Source organism: Glycocaulis sp., assembly GCF_052168375.1.
In the GTDB taxonomy this organism is placed as follows: Bacteria; Pseudomonadota; Alphaproteobacteria; order Caulobacterales; family Maricaulaceae; genus Glycocaulis.
The window spans coordinates 1-3,082 of record NZ_JBQLZR010000073.1; the positions used below are offsets into that span (position 1 = coordinate 1).

The 3,082-nt window shown below is 65.2% G+C and carries 5 protein-coding genes; 2 read left to right on the forward strand and 3 right to left on the reverse strand.

From position 1 onward, the window contains the following. Positions 1 to 122 precede the first annotated feature (122 nt). Positions 123 to 851, forward strand: a complete 729-nt coding sequence (locus ACTS2Z_RS02870) for a methyltransferase domain-containing protein (protein WP_442571724.1) — start codon at positions 123 to 125, stop codon at positions 849 to 851. 190 nt (positions 852 to 1,041) lie between these two features. Here ACTS2Z_RS02870 and ACTS2Z_RS02875 read toward each other — a convergent pair whose 3' ends face one another. The 3 genes from ACTS2Z_RS02875 to ACTS2Z_RS02885 are packed head-to-tail and all read right to left on the reverse strand — an operon-like array spanning position 1,042 to position 2,813. Next, the gene (locus ACTS2Z_RS02875; protein WP_442571728.1) at positions 1,042 to 1,278 is read right to left on the reverse strand and encodes a Flp family type IVb pilin; all 237 of its coding nucleotides are present in this window, start codon (positions 1,276 to 1,278) and stop codon (positions 1,042 to 1,044) included. Continuing rightward, a complete protein-coding gene (locus ACTS2Z_RS02880; protein WP_442571725.1) occupies positions 1,194 to 1,613 on the reverse strand; it encodes a (deoxy)nucleoside triphosphate pyrophosphohydrolase in 420 nt (139 codons plus the stop codon). Before ACTS2Z_RS02880 ends, ACTS2Z_RS02875 begins: the two co-directional genes overlap by 85 nt. Positions 1,614 to 1,661: 48 nt before the next feature. After that, positions 1,662 to 2,813, reverse strand: coding sequence for a peptidylprolyl isomerase (locus tag ACTS2Z_RS02885; protein ID WP_442571726.1), 1,152 nt, complete (start codon positions 2,811 to 2,813; stop codon positions 1,662 to 1,664). A gap of 67 nt (positions 2,814 to 2,880) precedes the next feature. Between ACTS2Z_RS02885 and ACTS2Z_RS02890 the strand changes: the two genes are divergently transcribed. Then, positions 2,881 to 3,082 (forward strand): hypothetical protein (locus ACTS2Z_RS02890; protein WP_442571727.1); only part of this gene is annotated, 202 nt, incomplete at its 3' end.

Genomic DNA, 3,082 nt, shown 5'->3' on the forward strand with positions numbered 1-3,082 from the left:
CTGACCGTGGGCGCTGAACGGCTCGTAGGACAGGAGCGACAGAGGCGGCCAGACAAGGTCAGCCAGCCCCGTCATCAGCCGTGAGGCTTCCCTGACGAGCCCTGCCGGTCCATATCCGCGCCATGGCATCATCGTCCGACACACCGCCCCTTCTGTTTGACCGCACGCTTTTGCGTCAGCGCCGGACCCGTGCGGCTGAAGGGTATGAGGAATTTTCCTTTCTGGCGAGCCGCGCCGCCGACGACCTCGCTGACCGCCTGATGGCAGTAAACCGAACATTCGACCGGGCGCTGGTGATCGGTGGTGCAGGCGCAGTCGGGCGCGCCATAGCGGCCAGACCTGAGCTTCAGGGAAAGATCGGCACACTGATCGAGGCGGACATCTCAGCCGCCATGACCGCGAAATCCGGCGCGCTGCCACTGGTGATGGACGAAGAGGCGCTGCCCATCGCCGATGAGAGCCTCGATCTTGTCGTCTCCTGCCTGTCCCTTCACTGGACCAATGATCTCGTCGGCGCACTGATCCAGATCAACCGGGCCCTGAAGCCCGATGGCTTCTTTGCCTGCGCGCTGCTTGGCGGTGCCACGCTGACCGAATTGCGCCAGTCCCTGATGGCCGCCGAGGATGCCGTGTACGGCAAGGTCTCGCCGCGCGTCTCACCCTTCGCCGATACGGTAGACCTTGCAGGGCTTCTGGCGCGTGCGGGCTTTGCCATGCCGGTGTCGGATGTGGACCGGGTCACGGTGCGCTATGGCAATGCCTTCGTGCTGATGCGCGATCTTCGCCGCATGGGCGAGACCAGCGTGCTGCCGGACGCTCGCGAACCCCTGTTCACCGCCAGTTCTTCGTAAAGACGGCGCAAGAATATGCCAGCCGTTTTGCCGAAGCCGATGGCCGCATTCCGGCAAAATTTGAAATCCTGCACGCTGCCGGATGGGCACCGCATGAAAGCCAGCCCAAACCGCTGCGCCCCGGCTCTGCCAAGGTGCGCCTTGCCGATGCTCTTGGCGTGAAAGAACGCGGTGCCGGCGAAAAGGCGGGCTAGCCAGCCTCGCCTGCAAGCGCGGACGAGACCGTTTCCCACAAGGCGCCGCTTTCCCCGCTGATCGACATCAGCGCGGCCAGGATCACGATGGCGATGAGGGCGGCAATCATGCCGTATTCAATGGCCGTCGCGCCGCGCGTGTCTGCGCTCAGAGACGGTCGCGCAGCTCTGCGGCCAAGGGAATGTCGGCGGGCAGAAGCGCGTACCTGCTCAAATCCTGCGGCTTTGCCCAGGCAATGCTCTGGCCTTCCTTCGGATCGGGAAACCCGTCCCATTTCCGGCAGACATAGAGCGGCATCAGCAGGTGGCGTCCATCCTCCAGCGGATGGGAAGCAAAGGCGAAGGGCTGCAGGCAACGCTCGCATGGCTCGACTCCCAGCTCCTCGCGCAGTTCACGCACGACAGCGGCTTCCGGGTACTCACCCGGCTCTACCTTGCCGCCGGGAAACTCCCACTGGCCCGCGAAGGCCTTGCCTTCGGGCCGTTGCGCGATCAGCACCCGGCCATCAGGATCAATCAGCGCACACGCCGCCACCAGCAGGAGACGCGTACTTCCAGACGCAACCATGCCTGATCCTTCCTTAAGGTGAGGTGTGGGAACGCAGTTAGCGGATCCCTAATTTTCCGGCTGTTCGCTACTGGACGGGACTTCCCCGGATTCTGGCGCGGCGTCATCCTCCTGTGCAGGTTGCGCCGCCTCGGGCTCGGCCTCTCCGGGACCACCCGGCTCGACCGGTCCTGGCGTGCGCATGGCAGCAGGCGCAGGCACGCCGCTGCGCGTTACCGGATAGGTCTGGCGCACCGTGTCCAGCAGGAGCTGGATGCCTTCGAGCGTCAGGAAGCGGACGATATTCGCCCGCAGCGATTCTAGGCCGGGCCGCGGCTGCACGCGCCGGTCGGCCACGCGCAGCACATGCCAGCCATATTCGGTCTGGAACGGCTCCGAAATCGCGCCCACATCGGTCGTGAACGCACGCTGGGAGAAGGAGGCGACCATGCCATCGCGGGTGAAATAACCCAGATCGCCGCCATCAAGGCGCGTGCCGGGATCCTGGCTGACCTGCCGGGCGAGCTGGGCGAAGTCCTCGCCTTCGCTCAGCAGACGGGCAACCTCCTCGGCCTCCTCGCGCGTGGTCACGAGAATGTGGCTGGCGCGCACTTCTTCCACCGGAGGCGCCAGCCGGTTCTGTTCTTCATAGATGCGCTCGATGGCTTCCTCGGTGATCGCATCGGCCACGACCGTCTCGACGAGGATATTGCCAAGGATGCGCTCTTCGGCCGCAGCGAGGCGCCGGCGTGCTTCCGGATCCCGGTCAAGGCCGCGCCGGAGCGCTTCGAGCGCCAGCAGGCGCTGCTCGACCAGCTCGGAGAGAACCTGCTGGAAAACAGGGTCGGACGGTGCCACCCCCGCCGGATCATCATGCAGGCTGCGCGCAGCAATCTCGCGGCGCACATCCGAGGCATAGATCACCGTTGTGCCAACCTCGGCGGCCACGCTGTCGCCTTCTCCTGCCGGTTCCAGCGCGAGGAAACGGGCCAGCACGTCGACGCGCCCTTCGGCCTGCACAGCCGGCTGCGCGGGCGGCTCGCCAGCTCCGGTTCCGGCATCACACGCGGCCAGCACGGCAAACGCCGCCAGCCCTGCAAAAGCCGTGGAACAGCGTCTGATGGTCCCGTTCGATTGACACACTATGCCTGCCTCCTTAAGTCCCTGATCTCGAGCGCGCTGCTTCAGGGCCAGCGCCCAGCAGGCGCGAAGGCCGGTCATCAGCTCATGCTGCTTTCCGGCCCGATTAGCCTGATCACCCATTTCGCCCCGCGACGGCTGATAAAACATGCTTTCTTTTGCCCGCAAGCTCTTTGGCTCTTCCAATGATCGTACTGTCCGGCGTCTGACGCCCAAGGTAAACCAGATCAACGCGCTCGAGCCGCAGATGCAATCTCTCGATGACGCAGCCTTGAAGGCCAAAACCGGCGAATTCAGGGCGCGAGGTCCGTCGGCATGGCGCCGCGCGCCGCGCGGTCGCGGAACTCGGC

Excerpts from the sequence above, each read along its gene's own strand:
- ACTS2Z_RS02870 (WP_442571724.1), top strand. The coding sequence starts at position 123 with ATGGCATCATCGTCCGACACACCGCCCCTTCTGTTTGACCGCACGCTT.
- ACTS2Z_RS02880 (WP_442571725.1), bottom strand. The coding sequence starts at position 1,613 with ATGGTTGCGTCTGGAAGTACGCGTCTCCTGCTGGTGGCGGCGTGTGCG.
- ACTS2Z_RS02885 (WP_442571726.1), bottom strand. The coding sequence starts at position 2,813 with ATGACCGGCCTTCGCGCCTGCTGGGCGCTGGCCCTGAAGCAGCGCGCT.